This window comes from Streptomyces sp. BBFR25 (assembly GCF_044590125.1).
In the GTDB taxonomy this organism is placed as follows: domain Bacteria; phylum Actinomycetota; class Actinomycetes; order Streptomycetales; family Streptomycetaceae; genus Streptomyces; species Streptomyces canus_D.
This window is the reverse complement of the sequence record NZ_CP172447.1, coordinates 6,782,855-6,802,328: the sequence shown is the minus strand read 5'-3', so window position 1 is coordinate 6,802,328 and position 19,474 is coordinate 6,782,855. Positions and strand designations below refer to the sequence as shown.

14 protein-coding genes are annotated in these 19,474 nt (G+C 74.8%); 6 read left to right on the top strand and 8 right to left on the bottom strand.

Going from position 1 to position 19,474, the window contains the following annotated elements; all coding sequences use genetic code 11:
- The first annotated feature begins 97 nt into the window (after positions 1-97).
- The 5 genes from ACGH52_RS30995 to ACGH52_RS30975 all read left to right on the top strand — a co-directional run bounded on the left by ACGH52_RS30995 (position 98) and on the right by ACGH52_RS30975 (position 5,332).
- Positions 98-958, top strand: a complete 861-nt coding sequence (locus ACGH52_RS30995; RefSeq protein WP_121701717.1) for a TetR/AcrR family transcriptional regulator — start codon at positions 98-100, stop codon at positions 956-958.
- Positions 959-1,023: 65 nt separating this feature from the next.
- Complete coding sequence (locus tag ACGH52_RS30990) at positions 1,024-1,917, top strand: 3-keto-5-aminohexanoate cleavage protein (RefSeq protein ID WP_076977035.1); 894 nt, start codon at positions 1,024-1,026, stop codon at positions 1,915-1,917.
- Between the two features lie 35 nt (positions 1,918-1,952).
- Positions 1,953-2,909: a 3-hydroxyacyl-CoA dehydrogenase NAD-binding domain-containing protein gene (locus ACGH52_RS30985; RefSeq protein WP_399944064.1), complete on the top strand. Its 957-nt coding sequence runs from the start codon at positions 1,953-1,955 to the stop codon at positions 2,907-2,909.
- A complete protein-coding gene (locus tag ACGH52_RS30980; protein ID WP_399944061.1) occupies positions 2,906-3,385 on the top strand; it encodes a thioesterase family protein in 480 nt (159 codons plus the stop codon). Before ACGH52_RS30985 ends, ACGH52_RS30980 begins: the two co-directional genes overlap by 4 nt.
- A gap of 120 nt (positions 3,386-3,505) precedes the next feature.
- On the top strand, positions 3,506-5,332 hold the full coding sequence (locus ACGH52_RS30975; RefSeq protein ID WP_399944058.1) for a glycoside hydrolase family 3 protein: 1,827 nt from the start codon (positions 3,506-3,508) through the stop codon (positions 5,330-5,332).
- Between the two features lie 31 nt (positions 5,333-5,363).
- Here the strand turns inward: ACGH52_RS30975 and ACGH52_RS30970 are convergent, their stop codons facing one another.
- On the bottom strand, positions 5,364-7,238 hold the full coding sequence (locus ACGH52_RS30970; RefSeq protein WP_121701721.1) for an ABC transporter ATP-binding protein: 1,875 nt from the start codon (positions 7,236-7,238) through the stop codon (positions 5,364-5,366).
- A 164-nt stretch (positions 7,239-7,402) separates the two neighbouring features.
- Between ACGH52_RS30970 and ACGH52_RS30965 the strand changes: the two genes are divergently transcribed.
- Positions 7,403-8,083 carry a GntR family transcriptional regulator gene (locus ACGH52_RS30965; protein WP_121701722.1) on the top strand — a complete coding sequence of 227 codons (681 nt, stop codon included), beginning with the start codon at positions 7,403-7,405 and terminating at the stop codon, positions 8,081-8,083.
- On the opposite strand, the gene ACGH52_RS30960 is transcribed toward ACGH52_RS30965, so the two are convergent.
- The 7 genes from ACGH52_RS30960 to ACGH52_RS30930 form a co-directional block, all read right to left on the bottom strand.
- On the bottom strand, positions 8,073-9,074 hold the full coding sequence (locus ACGH52_RS30960) for a proline racemase family protein (RefSeq protein ID WP_076977030.1): 1,002 nt from the start codon (positions 9,072-9,074) through the stop codon (positions 8,073-8,075). The genes ACGH52_RS30965 and ACGH52_RS30960 overlap by 11 nt on opposite strands.
- Before the next feature lie 2 nt (positions 9,075-9,076).
- Positions 9,077-9,973, bottom strand: a complete 897-nt coding sequence (locus ACGH52_RS30955; RefSeq protein WP_210974946.1) for a dihydrodipicolinate synthase family protein — start codon at positions 9,971-9,973, stop codon at positions 9,077-9,079.
- The gene (locus tag ACGH52_RS30950) at positions 9,970-11,487 is read right to left on the bottom strand and encodes an FAD-dependent oxidoreductase (protein WP_399944051.1); all 1,518 of its coding nucleotides are present in this window, start codon (positions 11,485-11,487) and stop codon (positions 9,970-9,972) included. The genes ACGH52_RS30955 and ACGH52_RS30950 overlap by 4 nt, the downstream gene beginning before the upstream one ends.
- Entirely contained in the window at positions 11,480-11,734 is a 255-nt protein-coding gene (locus ACGH52_RS30945; protein ID WP_059300377.1) for a (2Fe-2S)-binding protein, read from the bottom strand. The genes ACGH52_RS30950 and ACGH52_RS30945 overlap by 8 nt, the downstream gene beginning before the upstream one ends.
- Positions 11,731-12,891 carry an NAD(P)/FAD-dependent oxidoreductase gene (locus ACGH52_RS30940; RefSeq protein ID WP_374103179.1) on the bottom strand — a complete coding sequence of 387 codons (1,161 nt, stop codon included), beginning with the start codon at positions 12,889-12,891 and terminating at the stop codon, positions 11,731-11,733. Before ACGH52_RS30940 ends, ACGH52_RS30945 begins: the two co-directional genes overlap by 4 nt.
- Before the next feature lie 131 nt (positions 12,892-13,022).
- On the bottom strand, positions 13,023-15,110 hold the full coding sequence (locus ACGH52_RS30935) for an SWIM zinc finger family protein (RefSeq protein WP_399946927.1): 2,088 nt from the start codon (positions 15,108-15,110) through the stop codon (positions 13,023-13,025).
- 1,418 nt (positions 15,111-16,528) lie between these two features.
- Complete coding sequence (locus ACGH52_RS30930; protein WP_399944048.1) at positions 16,529-19,423, bottom strand: DEAD/DEAH box helicase; 2,895 nt, start codon at positions 19,421-19,423, stop codon at positions 16,529-16,531.
- Positions 19,424-19,474: the final 51 nt, after the last annotated feature.

The following is a 19,474-nucleotide window of genomic DNA, read 5'->3' as shown; positions in this document are numbered from 1 at the left end:
TGGCGCATCAGTCAGGGGCTCAATGAGGCGTTGTATCTGCGGGTTCCTTCTCCGGCGATGTTGAGTTTTCCGCAACACGTGTCTAAGGTCGTGGCCCGTGGAAACCGACGACGTCCTCGACGGCGCACCGACCGCCGCCATCGCCGCCCGCGTCCGCGGGGTCATCGCGGCCGCGGGCGTCAGCCAGCGCGAGTTCGCGCGCCGTGTCGTCATGGATCCGTCCAAGCTGTCGCGTTCGCTGAGCGGCACCCGCCGCTTCACGGCCGCGGAGCTGGCGCGGATCGCCGACGAGGGTCGGGTGGACGCGGGCTGGCTGCTCGGCGCCCGGGCCCGCGAGAAGGCGGCCGTGGAACCGTCCACCGGGGTCGAGGGCGGGCGGCCGCTCCAGATCGTCCGCGAGACGGTCCGGCTGATCGCGGAGCACGGTTTCCACGCGGTGCGGGTCGCCGACATCGCCCGCGCCTGCGCCACCAGCAGCGCCGCGATCCACTACCACTTCCCCGGCCGCGCCGAACTCCTGGAGGCGGCCGTGCGCTGGTGCATGGACGAGGACACCGCGCGCCGTGCCGCCCGGCTCGCCGAGGCGGACGACGCGGCGGCGGAGCTGCGCCAGCTCATCGCGCTTCAGACGCCGCGCACCGCGCAGCAGCGCCGCCAGTGGGCGGTGTGGCTCGACCTGTGGGCCGAGGCCGCGCGCTCGACCGCGGTGGGCCGACTGCACTCCGAGTACTACCGGCAGTGGCGGGAGACCGTCGCCGACGTCGTACGCCGAGGTGTCGCACAGGGCGTGTTCCGCGCCGGGCTCGATCCGCGGGCGGCGGCCCTGACGCTCACCGCGCTGATCGACGGCCTGGCGACGCACGTCCTCTCGGTGGGCGGGCCCTCGTCCGCCGCCGCCGCGGACGCGATGCACGCGGCGCTGACCACCCATGTCACCGACACGATTCTGGCCCCGTAGTCCGCAACCGTCCCTCAGCCCCTCAGCCCCTCAGCGACAACAGCCCCGATCCCGGGAGTTCCCGTATGCCCATGACCGAGAACGTCATCATCACGTGCGCGCTCACCGGCGCCGGCGACACCGTCCGCAAGAGCCCCCATGTGCCCGTCACCCCGGAGCAGATAGCCCGCAACGCCGTGGAGGCGGCCGACGCCGGAGCGGCCGTCGTGCACATCCACGTACGCGACCCGGAGACCGGCGCTCCGTCCCGCGACCCGAAGCTGTACCGGGAGGTCGTCGAGCGCGTCAAGGAGACCGGCACCGACGTCGTCATCAACCTCACCGCGGGCATGGGCGGCGACCTGGTCATCGACCCGGACGACCCGCTCACCCACCTCCCCGGCACCGACCTCGTCAGCGGGCTGGACCGGCTTCCGCACGTCGAGGACCTGCTCCCGGACATCTGCACGCTGGACTGCGGCTCGCTCAACTTCGGCGACGGCTCGAACCTCTACGTCTCGACGCCCGACATGCTCCGCGCGGGCGCGCGGCGCATCCAGGAGCTGGGCGTACGGCCCGAGCTGGAGATCTTCGACACGGGGCAGCTCTGGTTCGCCAAGCAGTTGCTCGCGGAGGGCCTGCTCGACGACCCGACGGTGTTCCAGCTGTGCATGGGCATTCCGTGGGGCGCGCCCGCGGACCCCGGGGTGCTCCAGTCGATGGTCAACATGCTTCCGGACGGGGCGCGTTGGGCGAGCTTCGCGCTCGGCCGGATGCAGATGCCGTGGGTCGCGCAGTCGATCCTGCTCGGCGGTCACGTCCGCGTGGGCCTGGAGGACAACCTGTACCTCGGCAAGGGCAACAAGGCGACCAACGCCCAGCTCGTCGAGCGGGCGGTGACCATCACCGAGTCGATCGGCGCACGCGTCGCGACGCCGGACGAGGCCCGCGCCACCCTCGGTCTCAAGCCCCGCAAGTAGCCCGCAGGTCCGCCCGCTCGACAAAGGATCCCCTCATGACCTCACCCGAGAACGTCCGCCGCGTCGCCTGCGTCGGTGCCGGAGTCATCGGCGGCGGCTGGGTCGCCCACTTCCTGGCCCGCGGCTACGACGTGACCGCCTGGGACCCGGCGCCCGACGCCTCGCGGAAGCTGCGCCGCCTGGTCGACGCGGCCTGGCCGACGCTCACCCTCCTCGGCCTCGCCGAGGGGGCGTCGACCGACCGGCTCACCGTGGCCGACACCCTCGAACAGGCCGTCGCCGACGCCGACTTCGTCCAGGAGAGCGCCCCCGAGAAGCTCGACCTCAAGCGTGATCTGCTGGCCCGGCTGGACGCGGCGACGCCGCCCGGCGTGGTCATCGCCTCCTCCACCTCCGGCTACCCGATGACCGACATGCAGACGGCGGCCGCCGACCCCACCCGCCTGGTCGTCGGGCACCCGTTCAACCCGCCCTACCTCATCCCGCTGGTCGAGGTCGTCGGCGGCGAGCGCACCGACCCGGCGGCGGTCGCCTGGGCCGCCCGCTTCTACGAGGTCGCGGGCAAGTCCGTCATCACGATGGACAACGAGGTACCGGGGTTCATAGCGAACCGCCTCCAGGAGGCCCTGTGGCGCGAGGCGCTGCACATGGTCGCGAACGGCGAGGCGACGGTCCGGGACATCGACCTGTCGATCACCGAGGGCCCCGGGCTGCGCTGGGCGGTGATGGGGCCGATGCTGACCTTCGCGCTCGCGGGCGGCGAGGGCGGCATGGCGCACATGCTGGACCACTTCGGCCCGTCCCTGAAGTCGCCGTGGACGCGCCTGGCAGCACCGGAACTGGACAAGGAGCTGTACGACGCCGTGGTGGCGGGCTGCGACGAGGCGGCGGACGGCCGCTCCCTCGTGGACCTGGTGGCCGAACGCGACCGGGGCGTCGTCCAAGTACTGCGCGCCACCGGCCGCCTGGACCGCGCGGAGGACCCGCGATGACGCAGCTGCCTCTGCTCCGCAGCACGGTCGGCTCGGAGTGGATCGACTACAACGGCCACATGAGCGAGGCCTTCTACGTCCTCGTCTTCGGTCACGCCACGGACGCGCTGATGATCGAGGCGGGCCTGGACTCCGGGTACCGCGAGTCCACGGGCTGCTCCCTCTACACGGTCGAGTCCCACATCCGCTATCTCCGGGACGTGCCGGAGGCGGCTCATCTGGCCGTCCGTACACGCGTGTTGGGCGCGGCGGCCCGCAAGGCGCGCTTCGGGCACGAGATGTACGTGGTGTCCGGACCGGAGTCGGCTCCGGCGCCCGACGCGGCCCCGGTGGCGACGACGGAGCTGCTGGCGGTCCACGTCGACCAGCAGGCGGGCCGGGCGGCCGAGTTCCCGGACGCGGTACGGCGCCGCTTCACCGAGCTGACCGAACCGGCTCCGGACTGGGCGGGCCGCTCGATCCCCGCCGTGGCCTAGACCTATTTTGTCTAGACCTCTTGCCCGCCCGTGACGCGCAGGCTACGTTTCCCGCTGTTCGGAGTCCTTCAAGTTTCCTTCAATTCCCTTGACGAGCAAGGCTGGAAGGAGCATGCCCGCATGCAGGACCGGAGTCTGTCCAGACGGACCGTTCTCGCCTCCGCGACCGTGGTCGCCGCGAGCACGGCGGGCGCCGTGGGGGTGACGGCCACCCCCGCGGCCGCGCACGGGCGCGACCACCGCCTCAAGAAGATCATCTCCAGGATGAGCATCGAGGCGAAGGTCGGCCAGCTGTTCGTCCCGTACTTCTACGGTACGTCGGCGACTTCTCCCAGCCAGTTCGACCAGGAACGCAATCTCAGGGAACTCGGCGTCCGCACCCTGGCCGAGCTGATCGCCAAGTACCACATCGGCGGGGTCATCTACTTCTCCGGCTGGGCGAACAACATCCAGGACCCCCGCCAGGTCGCGGACCTGTCGAACGAAGTGCAGCGGGCCTCCCTCGCCCTGCCGACTCCCATCCCGTCCCTCATCTCCATCGACCAGGAGCACGGGGCGAACGTCCGCATCGGCAGCGGCGCCACCCAGTTGCCGGGCGCGATGGCGCTCGGCGCGGGCCGCTCGCTCTCCGACGCGCGCACCGCCGGGCGGATATCGGGCACCGAACTCGCCGCCCTGGGCATCCACCAGAACTTCGCCCCGGTCGCCGACGTCAACGTCAATCCGGCCAACCCCATCATCAACGTCCGTTCCTTCGGCGCCGACGCCCGCCAGGTCGGTCGGATGGTGGCGGCGCAGGTGACGGGGTACCAGCACGCCGGCGTAGTGGCCTGCGCCAAGCACTTCCCGGGCCACGGGGACACCGGACAGGACAGCCACACCGGGCTGCCGGTGATCACCCACACCCGCGAGGAGTGGGACCGGATCGACGCCCCGCCGTTCAGGGCCGCGATCGCCGCCGGTGTCGACTCGATCATGACCGCGCACCTCCAGGTCCCCGCGCTCGACCCCAGCAACGAGCCGGCCACCCTGTCGCCCGCGATCCTCCAGGGCGTGCTGCGCGACGAACTCGGCTTCGACGGCGTCATCGTCACCGACGCCCTCAACATGCAGGGCGTGCGCACCAAGTACGGCGACGACCGCGTGCCCGTCCTCGCCCTCAAGGCGGGCGTCGACCAACTGCTGTTCCCGCTGGACATCGACGTCGCCTACCACGGCGTCCTGGCCGCCGTGCGCGGCGGGGAGATCACCGAGGACCGGCTCGACGCGTCGGTCCTGCGGATCCTGCGCATCAAGGACAAGGTCGGCCTGCTCAGCGGCAGCCCCTACACCTCCCGCGGGGAGGTCGACCGGGTCGTCGGTGCCCGCGGGCACCGGCTCGCCGCCGCCCGGATCGCCGAGCGCACCACCACCCTGCTGGTCAACGAGGACGAGGCGCTCCCGCTGCGCCGCGAGCAACGCAAGCTGCTCGTGACCGGCGCAAGCCCGGCCTTCCCGACCGACGACACCCGCACCTCGGTGCCCGAACTGGCCACGGCGTTCGAGGAGCTGGGCTACCGCACCACCCACCTGGCCACCGGCCGGGAGCCCGACGCGGCGAAGATCGACGAGGCCGTGGCCGCCGCACGGGGACGGGACGCGGTGATCGTCACCACCGACAACGTCGGCGCCACCAGCGCCCAGCGCACCCTGGTGTCCCGGCTGCGCGCGACGGGCGTCCCCGTCGTCCACCTCGCGGTGCGCAACCCCTACGACATCGCCCACCTCGGCGACGTCCCGGCCTCGCTGGCCTCCTACTGCTGGACGGAGGTCGAACTGCGCGCCGCCGCCCGGGTGATCGCCGGCCGGGCCGAGCCGCGCGGCACGCTGCCCGTGCCCGTGCAGCGGGCCGACGACCCGACCCGGGTCCTCTTCCGCACCGGGCACGGCCTGTCGTACGACGACTGACGCGCGCGGGCGTCGGGGACCCGCGGGCCTGTCATGCGACCGGGCGTTCCAGGGCCACCTCCGGCTGGTCGCTCTGGGACTCGCCGTTCTCCGGCTGGTCGCTCTCGGACTCGTCGCTCTCGCCCAGGAAGCCGCCCGACTGGTGCTGCCACAGCCTGGCGTAGGCGCCGTCCGTGGCGAGCAGTTCCTTGTGGGTGCCCTGTTCCACGACGCGTCCGCGGTCGAGGACGACGAGGCGGTCCATCCCGGCGACGGTGCTCAGACGGTGGGCGACCACGAGTGCCGTGCGTCCGTCCATCAGCCGCCACAGGGCGTCCTGGACGAGGAGTTCGCTCTCCGAGTCCAGGGCGCTGGTCGCCTCGTCGAGCAGCAGGATCGGGGCGTCGCGCAGGACGGCCCTGGCGAGGGCGACGCGCTGGCGCTGGCCGCCGGACAGCTTCACCCCTCTCTCCCCCACCAGCGTGGAGAAGCCGTCGGGGAGCTGTTCGGCGAACTCCGTGACGTGCGCGGCCGCGGCGGCCGCGTGGATCTCCTCGTCGGTGGCGCCCGGCCTGGCGAAGGCGATGTTGTCGCGCAGGCTGCGGTGGAACATGGCGGGTTCCTGCGGGACGTAGGCGATCAGTGACCGCAGGTCGGCCTGGCGCATCCGGCTGATGTCCTGGCCGCCGATCAGGATGCGTCCGTGGTCGATGTCCGACATGCGCAGCAGGAGCCGGGTGAGTGTGGTCTTGCCGCCGCCGGACCGGCCGACCAGGCCGATCCTGGCGCCCGCGGGCACGTCCAGGCCGAGTCCCCGGAAGATGGGCTTCGTCCCCGCGTGGGCGAAGGTCACCGCCTCGAAGCGGACGCCGGTGTCCCGCGGCGCGAGGGGTTCGGGCGCTTCGGCGTCCAGCACGGTGGGCGGGTCGAGGAGCAGCTCCGTGAACTGGGCGGCCTCGGTCATCGAGCTTTCCAGCCGCCGGTAGATCTGGTTGAACTCGAACATGATCTGGGTGGCGTTGGAGTAGTAGGTGAAGGCGACGACGACCTCCTCCACTCCCTGGCCCGGACCGCCGAAGGCGATGGCGACCAACAGGCCCAGCACGTTGGTCAGGACGGACATCGGTGCGATCAGGGTGTCCACGCGCAGGTTGCCGTAGTCCCACGACCTGAGGGTCAGGCGGCGGGAGTCCGCGACCCGGCTGCGGTGTTCGGCGGCCTCCCGCTGCTCGGCCGCGAAGGCGCGGATGGTCTCCATGTTCATGAGGCTGTCGGCGACATGGCCGGAGACCCGGGCGATCGCGGCCTCCCGGTCGTTGACGAGCCGCTGGCGACGGCGGATCAGCGGCGTCGCGGCCGCCACCGTCAACGCGATCATGACGAACAGGCCGACGACGAGCATCGGTTCGTAGCTCCACAGCACCACGGCACCGAACAGCAGGGGCACGAGGCTGCCCACGATCCGGTACGTCACGGTGTCGACGAAGTCCTCGAAACGCTTGCCGTAGCTCAGCACCCGCTTGGTCAGGGAACCGGCGAAGTTGTCGTGGAAGAACGCGGCGTCCTTGGCGAGGAGTTCGTCCATGCCGCTCACGTACAGGTGCTCCATGCCGAGCGCGTCCACGCGGTTCAGGCAGTGCTGCCCGACCCGCCAGACGGCCTCGGCGAGCAGCAGCGTCACACCGAAGCCCAGCACGTACGGCAACGCCGGGCCGAGGGCGAGACCGCCCTCGTCGGCGGCCTGTCCGGCCAGCTTGGCGATCAGCAGCGGGGCGACGTAGCGGATGCCGATGTTGCCCACGGCCGGCAGCAGCAGCGCGGGCAGGGCCAGTCGCCGCAGTCGCCGCAGCTCCCGGCCGTAGTGGCGCAGCGCCAGGAGGACCGCGCTCCTGCCCGGCGCCGGTCCTCGCGTCTGTGTTGTCCCCATCACACTCCCGGAGTTTCGGAAGCGGGAAGTTTCCCGTCGGACGGGGTACGCAGTCCAGGCATTTACGGCGGACCGTCGAGAACCGGACACCGTGCGGCCCGCCTTGGGCGCAACGTGACATTGTATGGTGAGGGCCAATTGGCTGGTCGGACGCAGGAGCACGGATGCCGCATCTCAAGTCCCAGGCGATCTCCGTCCAGACCCATCTGCGCGATCAGGTCGCCGACGCGCTGCGGGCCGCCCTCATCGCCGGTGACCTGCGTCCCGGTGTCGTCTACTCCGCCCCCACCCTGGCCGCGGAACTCGGCGTCTCCGCCACTCCGGTGCGCGAGGCCATGCTGGACCTGGCCCGGGAGGGGCTGGTCGAGGCGGTGCGCAACAAGGGCTTCCGCGTCACCGAGATGACCGAGCGGGACCTCGACGAGTTCACCGAGATCCGGACGCTGATCGAGGTTCCCACCGTGGGACGCGTCGCCGCCACCGCGACCGTCGAGCAACTGGAGGCGCTCCGGCCGCTGGCGCGGCAGATCGTCACCGCGGCCCGCGAGCACGACGTCCTCAAGTACCTCGAAGCCGATCACCGCTTCCATCTCGAACTGCTGCGCCTGGCCGGCAACCACCATCTGGTGGAGGTGGTGGCCGGCCTGCGCAAGCGTTCCCGCCTGTTCGGGCTGAGCAGCCTCGACGAGGCGGGGCGGCTGGTCGCTTCCGCCCAGGAGCACGTCGACCTGCTGGATCTGATGGTGGCCGGCCGCGGCCGGGAGGCCGAGGAGTGCATGCGCCGCCACCTCGCGCACGTCCGCACGCTCTGGGCGGACGGCGCCGCCGAGCCCCTCAGAGAGTGAAACCCGCCGGGTAGGGATCCGTGGGGTCGAGCAGGTACTGCGCGGTGCCGGTGATCCAGGCGCGGCCGGTGACGGACGGCAGGACGGCCGGGCGGTCCCCGACCGTCGTCTCCCCCAGGACCCGCCCGACGAACCGGGAGCCGATGAAGGACTCGTTGACGAAGTCCTGACCGGCCGGCAGCAGACCGCGGGCGTGCAGTTGCGCCATCCTGGCGCTGGTGCCCGTGCCGCAGGGCGACCGGTCGAACCATCCCGGATGGATCGCCATGGCATGCCGTGAGTGCTCCGCGGTCGATCCGGGGGCCTCCAGGTAGACGTGGTGGCACACATCGATCTCCGGATTCTCCGGGTGGGACACCGGGTTCTGCTTGTTGACCGCGTCCATGACGGCCAGTCCGGCGTCGAGCAGCCGCTGCTTGTGCGCCCGCTCGAAGGGGATGCCGAGGTCGTCGGTGCGGACGAAGGCGTAGAAGTTGCCGCCGTAGGCGATGTCGTAGCGCACCGCCCCGTATCCGGGGACGTCGACGACCTGGTCGAGTGCGTGGCAGTACGAGGCGACGTTCTCCAGGGTCACCGACTCGGCGTGGCCCTCGCTCACCCGCACCCGGGCCGTGACCAGGCCCGCCGGGGTGTCGAGCCGCACCAGGGTCTCCGGCTCGGTCACCTCGACCATGCCGGTCTCGACGAGGACCGTCGCGACGCCGATGGTGCCGTGCCCGCACATCGGCAGGCAGCCGGAGACCTCGATGAAGAGCACGCCGTAGTCGGCGTCGGGCCGGGTGGGCGGCTGGAGGATGGCCCCGGACATCGAGGCGTGGCCGCGCGGTTCGCACATGAGCAGGGTGCGCAGGTGGTCGCGTTCGGCGACGAACCGCTGCCGTTTCTCGAACATCGTCGCGCCGGGCAGGACGCCCACACCGCCCGTGATCACGCGGGTGGGCATGCCCTCGGTGTGCGAGTCGACGGCGTGGTAGCAGACCGTCGAGCGCATCGTCAGTTCACCCCGGCGTCGACCAGGGCCCGGGTGGCGGCCCGTACGACGGCCTCCGTCTCCGGGGCCAGCGGCTGTCGGGGCGGGCGGCAGACCCCGCCGCGGCGGCCGGTCAGCTCCTGGCCGAGCTTGATGGCCTGGACGAACTCCGTCTTGCTGTCCCACCGCAGTACCGGGTGCAGCCGACGGTAGAGCGGCAGTGCGGTCTCCAGGTCGCCCCGGACGGACGCCTCGTACAGCGCGAGACAGGCGCGGGGGAAGACCTGCGGGTACCCGGCGACCCAGCCCTTGGCACCGGCGAGGGCGACCTCCAGCACGGTGTCGTCGGTGCCGATCATGAGGTCGAGGCCGGGCGCCAGCTCGGAGATCTCGTAGCAGCGCCGGACGTCGCCGGAGAACTCCTTGACCCCGACGACGAACCCCTCGGCGTGCAGCTTGGCCAGCAGGTCGGGGCGCAGGTCCACCTTGGTGTCGATGGGGTTGTTGTACGCGGTGACGGGCAGGCCCACCGAGGCCACCCGTTCGAAGTGTTCGAGCACCGCGCGGTCGTCGGCGCGGTAGGCGTTGGGCGGCAGGCACATGACCGCCTGGCAGCCCGCGTCCTTGGCGAACCTGGCGTGCCGCTCGGCCTCGCGGGAGCCGTAGGCGCCGACGCCCGGCATGACGGTGAACCCTTCGGGGGCGTTCGCGACGGCGGTCTCGACGACGCGGTCGCGTTCCTCGTACGTGAGGGTCTGGTACTCGCCCAGGGAGCCGTTCGGCGCGACGCCGTGCATTCCCTGCTCGGCGAGGTGGGCGACGCTCTCGCCGTAGGCCGCGAAGTCGACCGAGAGGTCGTCGTGGAACGGCAGGCTGGTCGCGACGATGACGCCGTGCCAGGGCTTGCGGGTCTCGCTCATGAACACTCCTTTTCGGTTTCACCGTTGTCCGTCGATGCCGGTGGTGCCGTCGGTGCTGTCGGTGCTGTCGGTGCTGTCGATGCCGACGGCGCCGTCGGTGCTTCGTCGAGGTCGGCGAGCGCCCCGAGGGTGACGGGGGTCGCGACGAGGCGTTCCGCGGGCTCGTAGGCCCGCCCTCGCGCCGTGAGGCAGTGCACGGCGGGCCCGCACATCCGGCCCTGGCACCAGCCCATGCCCGCCCGGGTCAGCTGCTTGACCTGCCGGTGGTCGTGGGCGCCGTCGGCGCGGGCGGTGCGGATCGCCCCGGCGGTCACCTCCTCGCAGCGGCACACGACGGTCTCGTCGGTCAGCCACGAGGGCCAGGCGGGAGGAAGCGGGTGGGCCAGGGCCATCGCCCGGGCGAAGGCCCGCTGCCGGGTCACCGCCGAACGCAGGGCGGCCAGGCGCTCGTTCGCCGGTACGGCGGTGGCGCGGGAGTCGGCGAGGACCGACCGGGCGGCCAGCCGGCCCTCGTGCACGGCGAGGGCCGCCCCGCCCACACCGCAGGTCTCCCCCGCGGCGTAGACACCGGGGACGGTGGTGCGCTGGCCGCCGTCGACCGCGACGACCGCGTTGCCGTCCGCCGAGTCGGTGAGGGCGCAGCCGAGGGGGACGAGCAGGTCGAGCTGGGGTGCGAAGCCCCAGCCGACGCCCACGGTGTCCACCTCGACGCGCCGTTCCGTACCGGGGCGGGGGCTGCCGTCCGGCGCCAGCGAGGCGATCCGCACCGAGGTCACGCGTGCGTCGCCGTCCGCGGCGACGATCGCCGTGCGCGGGCGGAGGGGGACGCGGTGGCGCAGGAGCGCGGCGGCGTACCCGGCGCCCTCGGCCCACTTGCCGGGGTTGCGCAGCAGCGGGCCGGGGTGCCGCAGCCACGCCTTCAGGTAGGCCGCCTCGCACACCGCGACGACCTCGACGCCGCGCGCCGCGAGTCCGGCGGCGACCGGCAGCAGGAACGGGCCGGTGCCGCCCAGCGCCACACGGCTTCCGGCCGCCACTCCGCCGCCCTTGAGCAGCGCCTGGAGCCCGCCGACGGTCAGCACCCCGGGCAGGTCCCAGCCCGCGAAGGGCAGTTGACGGTCGTAGGCGCCGGTGGCGAGCAGGAGCCTGGGCGCCCGCAGGACGAGGGCGGTCTCCCGCGGTGCGTCGCGACGGTCGACGGCGTGGACCGCGAACCCGTCGCCGTCACGGACGGCGGACCACACGCTGTGTTCCAGGCGCAGGTCGAGCCGACCCGCCGTCCGGTGTGCGGCCAGCGCCTCGCACAGGGCGCGGTACCGACGCAGTCCGTGGTGCAGGTCGTCGGTCGGGACGGCCGCGCGAGCGTGCTCCGGCGGGTGCCGCCAGTACTGGCCGCCGAGGGCGGTGCCGGAGTCCACCAGCACGACGCGCAGTCCCCCGGCCAGCGCCGTGGCCGCCGCGGCCATGCCGGCCGGGCCCGCGCCGACGACGACGAGGTCCGCGGGGTCAGTCATCGTCGCCCTCCTCGGTCGTGACGGTCATTCCCGGCCGGGCCGGGACCAGGCAGGCGCGCTGTCCGCGGGCTCCGTCGACGGTGACGAGGCAGTCGAAGCAGACGCCGATGCCGCAGAAGACGCCACGCGGGCGGTGGCCGACGCGGGTGGTGCGCCAGGCGAGGCGGCCCGTGGCCACGAGGGCCGCGGCGACGGTCTGCCCCTCGACGAACGGCAGGGGCTCGCCGTCGACGACGATCTCGCTCACTGGGGAGCACCTCCGGCGGTCAGGAAGCGGTCGGGGAGAAGACCGGTGTGGGCGGCCGGATCGGCGCCGCGCCAGGGGCGGCCGAGCAGGTGGGCCGTGACGAGCGCGCCGGTCCCGGGCGCGAGGCCGATGCCCGCCCCCTCGTGACCGCACGCGTGGACGACGCCCGGCACGCGCGGGTCGGGTCCCACCACCGGCAGGTGGTCCGGGCAGTACGGCCGGAACCCGCGGTAGGCGCGCATCAGATGGACTCCACGCAGGAACGGGAAGAGCCGGCACGCCTGGGCCGCGAGTCTGGTGACCACGGCGGTGTTCATCGTGGTGTCGAAGCCGACGCGTTCCCGGCTGGCGCCGATGAGGATCGTGCCGCCGCGCGTGCCCTCCACGACGCACGAGGTCTCCAGTCCGGCGTCGGAGGAGGCCACGTTGGCGACGTAGTCGGCGGAGTAGACCTTGTGGCGGACCATCGGCGGCAGGGGTTCGGTCACCAGGACGAAGCCGCGGCGCGGCAGCACCTCGACGGGAGCGCCGAGCCGTCGGCCGACCTCGCCGCCCCAGGTCCCGGCGGCGTTGACGACGGCGTCGGCGGGCAGCAGGTCACCGGCGGCCGTCCGGACGCCGGTGACCTGGCCGTCCGGGCCGGTCACCGCTCCGGCCACCTCCCCCGCGTGGAAGCGCGCGCCGCGCCGTACGGCGGCCCGCAGCAGGGCGGCCGCCGCCAGCACCGGCTGCACCTGCGCGTCCTGCGGGTAGTGGACGCCGCCGGGGAGGTCGGGCGCGAGGTGGGGTTCGAGGTCCCGCACCCGGTCCACCTGCTCGGCGCGGACCCCCGCCGCCTCCTGCCGGGCGGCGAACTCCTGGAGCGCGGTGAGGCCTTCGGTGCCGCTCGCCACGACCAGGCCGCCCTTCGCCTCCAGTTCGAGGGTGTCGGGGCCCAACTCCCGGCCCGCCTCGTCCCACAGCGTGCGGCTCAGCCGGGCCAGGTCGAGTTCGGGGCCGGGTTCCTTGTCGGACAGGAGGACGTTGCCCTCCCCGCGGCTCGTCGTCCCGGCGCCCACGGGTCCGCGGTCGGTGACGGTGACGTCCATGCCCGCCGAGGCGGCGTGGAAGGCGCAGGCGGCTCCGACGACTCCGGCGCCCACGACGACGACCTTCAGGGTCAACGGCTCCTCCTCCGGCGCACGCACCGCACTGTGCAATGTCACATGCCATGGGTGAGGCTATCCATCCGGCAGGCGGAAGACAACGCCCCTTCCCCGCCCGGCTCCTCCCCGGCGGTCGGAGAGGGTCAGAGATCGACTCGGGTACCCAGGCCGGTCAGGGCGCCGACCGGGTCGAGGTCGGGGGTGCCGCGCGGCCACCAGTCCTCGCGGCCGGGCTCCGACTCGTACGCGTACCAGAGCCCCGCCCGGCCGAGTCTGAGCTGGACATGGCCCCGGGGGTGGGTGAGGTGGTTGCGCCAGGGTCGGAACGCGGGGAGATCGGCGGCGAGCAGCAGCGGGCGGGCGCGGTCGAAGCGGCCGGCCGGCGGGTCCCAGGGCTCCTCCAGGACGTCGAGGCCCTCCGGTCCGCCCTGCCGCCAGGCGGCGACGGCCCGCGCCAGCTCCGCCGTGTCGCGTCCGGCGGCCGAGGCGAGGGAAGCGTAGAGCGCGCGGGTGCCCGCGGTGAGGCCGGAGCCGGGGCGCGCGGCGGCGAGCCGGACGGCGTCCTGCCACAGCGTCAGCCCGCCGACGGGATCGCGTCCCGTGGTGAGCAGGGCGTGGGCGCGGGCGGCCGCGTCGGTGGCCAACTGGTCCAGCGCGAAGGGGTCGGGGCCGCCGGGGGCGGCCGGGTAGGCCGGTGGCTGTTCGGGATGCGGGGGCGCGGGCAGCGGCGCCGGGAGGGGCGGCAGGGCGCGCGGGGTCAGCGCCTCACCGGCCCGGACGCCGGGCAGGGGCGCCGGTCCGCGGTCCTGGGCCGCCCGCGCCGCGCGGGCCGCGTTCCGCCGGGACAGGGCGTCGAGCAGCGCGCGTTCGCCCCGGCCGCGCAGCAGGAGCAGGACGAAGGGGTCGGCGTCGAGCAGACGTGCCGTCTGGTAGCAGAGGGCGGCGGCGTGCTTGCAGGGGTGGCCGGAGTCGGGGCAGCTGCACTGCGGGGTGAGGTCGCCGGGGCCGGGGAGCAGCGGGACGCCGTGGACGGCCAAGTCGGCCAGGGAGTGCGGAAGTTCCTTGTCGAGCAGGGCGGCGATGTGTCCGGGCCGTTCGACGGCGGCGTCCAGGAACCGGTCCCAGTCGGCGTCGCCGAGCGTCCGCAGCCGCACCTGCACCCGGTACGGCCGGGCGCGGCTGCCCTGGACGTAGGCGAGGACCAGCCCGGGTGTCACGGTGATGGCGTCGACGTGTCCCCGCTCCGCGTATCCGCGACCGCGCTCCAGCCGGGCGGCGTCCAGGGCGCCCTCCTCAAGCGCGGCCACCCACGCGTTTCCCCACCACGTCCCGGCGAAGCCCTCGTCCGCGGCCCGCGGCGGCAGCGCGGGAAAGGTGCGCCGGAGGTCGCCGTCACGCTCCGGGGCCGCCATCGAACGGGGAGCGCGAGGTCGCGCGGGCGGCGCGGTGGCGTCGGCGAAGGCACGGCCGCGCACCGCCGCCGGCTGCTGCTGCGGGCGCCGCGACCTCTCGACGCCGGGTCCCGGACCTTCCGGGTGCGGCACGGGTTCGGTTCCGGGGGAGGTGGGCGGGGTTCCGGCGGCGGGGTCTGCACCGGGTGAGGAGTCCGGCTCCGGGTGCGGGTGCGAGTGTGGCTCCGGGTGCAGGTGCGGGTGCGGGTGGGCGGCCGCCCGGCCCTCGGCGGCGGCTTCAGGGGTGGTGGGCGGGGCTCCGGCGGCGGGGTCCGTGTCGGGCGCCACCGACGACCGCTGCGGGTGCCGCGACCACTCGGCCCCGGGGCCCGGACCTTCCGGGCGCGGCGCGGGTTCGGCTCCACGGGAGGTGGGCGAGGTTCCGGCGGCGGGGTCCGCGCCGGGTGAGGAGTCCGGCTCCGGGCGCGGGGCCGGGCGCGGGTGGGCGGCCGCCCGGCCCTCAGCGTCGGTCGCGGCGGCGGCTTCCGGGGAGGTGGGCGCGGCTCCCGCGACGGGGTCCGCGCCGGGCGCCACCGACGACCGCTGCGGGTGCCGCGACCACTCGGCCCCGGGTCCCGGACCTTCCGGGCGCGGCGCGGGGGCGGCTCCGCGGGAGCTGGGCGAGGTTCCGGCGGCGGGGTCCGCGCCGGGTGAGGAGTCCGGCTCCGGGCGCGGGTCCGGGTGCGGGTGGGCGGCCGCCCGGCCCTCGGCGTCGGGTGCGGCGGCGGCTTCCGGGGAGGTGGGCGCGGCTCCGGCGACGGGGTCCGCGCCGGGCGCCACCGACGACCGCTGCGGGTGCCGCGACCACTCGGCCCCGGGTCCCGGACCTTCCGGGCGCGGCGCGGGGGCGGCTCCGCGGGAGCTGGGCGAGGTTCCGGCGGCGGGGTCCGCGCCGGGTGAGGAGTCCGGCTCCGGGCGCGGGGCCGGGTGCGGGTGGGCGGCCGCCCGGCCCTCGGCGTCGGGTGCGGCGGCGGCTTCAGGGGCGGTGGGCGCGGCTCCGGCGACGGGGTCCGCGCCGGGCGCCACCGACGACCGCTGCGGGTGCCGCGACCACTCGGCCCCGGGTCCCGGACCTTCCGGGCGCGGCGCGGGGGCGGCTCCGCGGGAGCTGGGCGAGGTTCCGGCGGCGGGGTCCGCGCCGGGTGAGGAGTCCGGCTCCGGGCGCGGGGCCGGGTGCGGGTGGGCGGCCGCCCGGCCCTCGGCGTCGGGTGCGGCGGCGGCTTCAGGGGCGGTGGGTGCGGCTCCGGCGGCGGGGTCCGTGCCGGGCGTCGGGTCCGGCTCCGGGTACGCGACTGCCCGGTCCCCGGGGGCGGAGCCACCGGCCGACTCCCCGGCGGGCGGGGCCTCCTCGGCCGGGTCCGTCTCCGGGGGCAGCCGGAAGGCACCCGCGGCGAAGTCCCGTACGGCACGGGCGCGGACGTCGGCGGTGTCCGAACCGTCCGCCCGCCGTTGACGACCGGCCGGACGGGACGACCGCCGCGCGTGCGCCGCGCTCTCGGCCGACGCCCCGCCCTCGGACGCCGCGTCCGCCTTCGCCTTCCGACGGGCCGCCCGCAACGCCTCGCGGGCCACGTCCGCCGGGCGGGCGGCCCCGGCGCCCACGGAACCGGGGAGTGACGCCTCGTCGGGAACGCCTGGGCTGCCCGGGCCGTCCGCCTCGGCCATGTCGTCGGACCGGCCGGTCTTCTCGCCGGGCGGGTCCGACTCCCCTACGGGCCCCGGGTCTCCCGAGCCGGTCGGATCGGCCGGGTCTGTCGGGACCGCCGGGTCGGCCGCATCTTCCGGTTCCCCACGCACCCCGCGCCCCGGCACGCCTGCCGACCCGGCCGGATCCACAGGAACCTGCCGCCCCGGCGGCGGCACGTCTGCGGCGTGGGCGGCAACGGGCTCGTCGGGGGTGCCGGACGGCGCGGCAGGGCTGTTCGCAGGGTCGTACGCGCCCGTCTGCCGTGCCGTGCGTGCGTTGCGCAGGGCGGCACGGGCGATGTCCCCGGGGCGCGGCGGGGTGTGCTCCCCCGGCTTCCGGCCCGAGTCGCTTACCTCTCCCCGTGCCGGGGCCGACGGAGCCGGGGCGGGGGGCGACGACGGCGACGGGGCCGACGATGCCGCCCCGCGTTCCCCGTCGGTGCCGCCCGCAGCCTCCCCGCGCTCGCGTGCCTCCCGCAGGGCGCGGCGGGCCTCGTCGGCGGGCCGGGGGCTCATGCGGGCCTCCGCAGGGACACGAGGTCGGACAGTTCACGGGCCGTCAGTTCGGTGAGGGCCGACTCCCCGGAGCCGAGGATCGCGTCGGCCAGGGCCCGCTTGGACTGGAGCATCTCGGCGATGCGGTCCTCGACCGTGCCCTCGGTGATGAGCCGGTGGACCTGGACCGGCTGGGTCTGTCCGATGCGGTAGGCGCGGTCGGTGGCCTGTTCCTCCACCGCCGGGTTCCACCAGCGGTCGAAGTGCACGACGTGCCCGGCGCGGGTGAGGTTGAGGCCGGTGCCGGCGGCCTTCAGGGACAGCACGAGGACGGGGGTCGCCCCGCTCTGGAAGCGGTCCACCATCCGCTCCCGCTCCGGCACCGGCGTACCGCCGTGCAGCAGGTCGACCGGGACCGCGCGGGCGGCCAGGTGGGAGGCGATGAGGCGGGCCATGCCGACGTACTGCGTGAAGACCAGCGCCGAGCCGTCCTCCGCGAGCACGGTGTCCAGCAGCTCGTCCAGCAGGGCGAGCTTGCCCGAACGCGCGGTCATCCGGTCGGCGCCGCCCGGCGAACGCTCCTCCTTGAGGAACAGCGCGGGGTGGTCGCAGATCTGCTTCAGCGAGGTCAGCAGCTTGAGGACGAGGCCGCGCCGGCCCATGCCCTCGGCCTCCTCGATGGCGAGCATCGACTCGCGCACCACCGCCTCGTACAGCGCGGCCTGTTCGCGGGTGAGCGGGACGGGGTGGTCCGTCTCGGTCTTCGGGGGCAGCTCGGGGACGATGCCGGGGTCGGACTTCTTGCGGCGCAGCAGGAAGGGGCGGATGAGGCGGGCGAGGCGCTCCACTGCCTGGTCGTCCTCGCCGTTCTCCACCGCGCGCGCGTGCCGGGCGCGGAAGGACTTCAGGGGGCCGAGCAGGCCGGGGGTGGTCCAGTCGAGCAGCGCCCACAGCTCGGAGAGGTTGTTCTCCACGGGCGTGCCGGTCAGCGCCACCCGCGCCGGGGACGGGATCGTCCGCAGGGCCTTCGCCGTCGCCGAGTACGGGTTCTTCACGTGCTGGGCCTCGTCCGCGACGACCATGCCCCAGGGCTGCTCGGCCAGGGTCGTGGCGGCGGACCGCATGGTGCCGTAGGTGGTGAGGACGAAGCCGCCGGCCAGGTCGTCGAGGGTGCGCTCGGGGCCGTGGAAGCGGCGGACGGGGACGCCGGGCGCGAACCGCTCGATCTCCCGCTGCCAGTTGCCCAGCAGGGAGGCCGGGCAGACCACCAGGGTCGGTTCGGTCCGGGCCCGCCGCAGGTGCAGGGCGATGACGGTGACGGTCTTGCCGAGGCCCATGTCGTCGGCGAGGCAGCCGCCGAGGCCGAGCGACGTCATGAGGTCGAGCCAGGCGAGCCCGCGCAGCTGGTAGTCGCGCAGCGTGGCGTGCAGGCCGGGCGGTGCTTCGGCGGGCCGCACGCCCGCGGTGAGCCGGTCGCGCAGGGCGGCCAGCGCGCCGACGGGCACCACGTCGACCGTCTCGCCGTCGGCCTCCGCGCTGCCGGTGAGGGCGACGGAGAGGGCGTCGACCGGGTCGAGCAGGCCGAGATCGCGCTTGCGGGCCCGGCGGACGAGCGCCGGGTCGACCAGCACCCACCGGTCGCGGAGCCGGACGACGGGGCGGTGGGCCTCCGCGAGGGTGTCCATCTCGGCCTCGGTGAGCGGGTCGCCGCCGATCGCGAGCTGCCAGCGGAACTGGAGGAGGTCCTCGCTCTCGAAGAAGCCCGTGCCGTCGGTCGCGGAACCGGGTGCGGTCCTGATCACCGCGGTCGCGGTGAGGTCCTGGGCCAGGTCGCGGGGCCAGTGCACGGCGACCCCGGCGGCGGCGAGCCGTCCGGCCGCCACCCCCAGCAGGTCGGTGACCTCCTCCTCGGACAGGGCGAGCACGTCGGGCACGTCCTGCTCGGTGAGGCGGTCCAGCGGCGGCCAGACCCGGGCCGCGCGCCGTACCGCCAGGGCGGTGTCCACGCGCGCGCGGGCGCCGAAGGCCGCGTCGGCCACCCCCGACCACAGGTCCGCCGCGTCGGCGACGAGGGTGGGGTCGGCGAGGCTGTGCACCTGGACGACGGCCGCCCCGGCGTTGCGCAGGCCGCCGTCGCCGCCGTCACCGCTCCCCGGGGCGCCCTCCCCGTCCCGGTCGAACAGGTCGTACGCCGACAGGTCCAGGCGCAGCGAGATCCGCACGCCCGCGTCCATGCCGGCGGCGACCTCCGCGGCCCAGTCGTGCGCGTCGGGCAGACGCTGGGCCTCGCGTGCGGCGAACGGGCGGCCCGTGGCGTGGGGTGCGGCCGGGGTGCGGGGCAGGGTGTCGGCGACCGCGTCCAGGAACGCGCGGACCAGCGCTTCCGGCTCCGGCAGCCGGATCGGGCCCGGGCCTTCGAGCGGGACCGCGTGGCCCTCCGGGGGCAGGGCGGCGGCCACGGCCCGCAGGTGGGCGATGTCGTCGGGGTCGAGCGGACCGGCCCGCCAGGCGTCGTGTCCGGCCGCGGTCAGGCCGGGCAGCAGCCGGCCGCGCGCGGTGAGCCGCAGGGCGTGCAGGGCCGCCGCGCCCCAGCATGCGGTGGCCGGGTGGGCGGCCGGGTCGTGCCGGGCGCGCACCAGCAGCGGCAGCGCCTCGGTGAGCGGCAGCGACAGCGCGGGAGCCGTCCCGCGCCGCACCCCGGCGCCGTGCCGCCGCACGACGGTCAGCTCCGTGGGGCCGCCGGGCCGGTCGCCCTCCGCCTCCTCGGCGACGGGGCCGCCGGCGGGGTCCCAGAAGGCGATCCGTCCCTCGCGCGGGAGTGGCGCGGGCAGGAAGACGGCCGCGAGCCGGACGGGGACGGACGCCGTCGGCGCCTCGGCCCGCCTCGTCTCCGTCACGGCCACGTCACCCATACGTCCTGTCACCTCCCGCCCGTCTGCCCGATCCAGATGTCTTCGACTCTA

Coding starts and splice junctions, on each gene's coding strand:
- ACGH52_RS30975 (WP_399944058.1), top strand. CDS start 3,506: ATGCAGGACCGGAGTCTGTCCAGACGGACCGTTCTCGCCTCCGCGACC.
- ACGH52_RS30930 (WP_399944048.1), bottom strand. CDS start 19,423: ATGGGTGACGTGGCCGTGACGGAGACGAGGCGGGCCGAGGCGCCGACG.
- ACGH52_RS30950 (WP_399944051.1), bottom strand. CDS start 11,487: ATGACTGACCCCGCGGACCTCGTCGTCGTCGGCGCGGGCCCGGCCGGC.
- ACGH52_RS30960 (WP_076977030.1), bottom strand. CDS start 9,074: ATGCGCTCGACGGTCTGCTACCACGCCGTCGACTCGCACACCGAGGGC.
- ACGH52_RS30970 (WP_121701721.1), bottom strand. CDS start 7,238: ATGGGGACAACACAGACGCGAGGACCGGCGCCGGGCAGGAGCGCGGTC.
- ACGH52_RS30985 (WP_399944064.1), top strand. CDS start 1,953: ATGACCTCACCCGAGAACGTCCGCCGCGTCGCCTGCGTCGGTGCCGGA.
- ACGH52_RS30990 (WP_076977035.1), top strand. CDS start 1,024: ATGCCCATGACCGAGAACGTCATCATCACGTGCGCGCTCACCGGCGCC.
- ACGH52_RS30980 (WP_399944061.1), top strand. CDS start 2,906: ATGACGCAGCTGCCTCTGCTCCGCAGCACGGTCGGCTCGGAGTGGATC.
- ACGH52_RS30965 (WP_121701722.1), top strand. CDS start 7,403: ATGCCGCATCTCAAGTCCCAGGCGATCTCCGTCCAGACCCATCTGCGC.
- ACGH52_RS30955 (WP_210974946.1), bottom strand. CDS start 9,973: ATGAGCGAGACCCGCAAGCCCTGGCACGGCGTCATCGTCGCGACCAGC.